Raw genomic sequence first — 961 nt, 5'->3', positions numbered from 1 at the left:
AAAAAATGATGATATAGACGCCTGGGTTATTGCAGACAAGTTACGCTTTGGTCGCCTTCCCCAGGAGGTTTTTATGGATGAGCGTTTCCTTGCGCTGCAAAGGCTGACCCGAAACAGGTTTCACCTGGTGAACATGATAAAGCGAGAGAAAACCTATTTTTTAAACAGTCTCTTCCTGAAGTTCAGCTCTTTGCGTCAGGAAAAGATTTTCTCCAATAATTTCGGGGCCACTGCCATGGCGGTGGTGGAGGAATTCCTGTCCCCCGATGAAATTGCCGCCATGCCGCTGGAAGATCTGGTTTCTTTCTTGGAGCAAAAGAGCAAAAACCGCCTGGTAGACACTGAGGGGATAGCCAAAGCCCTGCAAAAGGCGGCCCGCTCTTCCTACCGCTTGAATAAGTCACTGGCCGACCCGGTAAACGCCTGTCTGGCTTCCAGCATCAGCGTGATCAAGTTCTTGCAGTCTGAAGTTAAAAAGCTGGACAAGCTCATTGAAGAACACATGAAGGCGATACCCCAAACCCTTACTTCACTCAAGGGTATCGGTCCGGTCTATTCCGCCGGCATTCTGGCGGAAGTCGGCGATGTCAAGCGGTTTAAAAACCACAAGGCACTGGCCAAGTTCTCCGGCCTGGTGTGGAACGAACAACAGTCCGGCGACTGGAAGGCCGAAGATATTAAACGTGTCCGCTCCGGCAACAAGTACTTGCGCTACTACCTGGTAGAGGCAGCCAACCTGATTAGGGTGCATGATCGGGAATACGCTGAGTTCTACCGCGTCAAGTATGATGAAGCCCATACTCATAAACATAAAAGAGCACTCGTCTTAACCGCCAGAAAACTGGTCCGGCTGGTTTATGCTTTGCTGCGCACGAACCAGCTATATATTCCTAGAAAGAGGGGTGGTTGATCGCCTCCTATAAGTGACCGCCTTCTTGGTTGCCCAGTTATTACCAGTTGA

At 50.2% G+C, this 961-nt stretch carries 1 protein-coding gene; it reads left to right on the top strand.

Annotated elements, in window-relative coordinates; genetic code table 11:
* The coding region (locus Pmgp_RS19255) for an IS110 family RNA-guided transposase (protein ID WP_134216303.1) at positions 1-910 on the top strand (910 nt) is incomplete at its 5' end.
* Positions 911-961 lie beyond the last annotated feature (51 nt).

The organism is Pelotomaculum propionicicum (assembly GCF_004369225.1).
GTDB classification, from domain to species: Bacteria; Bacillota; Desulfotomaculia; order Desulfotomaculales; family Pelotomaculaceae; genus Pelotomaculum_B; species Pelotomaculum_B propionicicum.
This window is presented reverse-complemented; position numbering and strand designations above follow the sequence as displayed.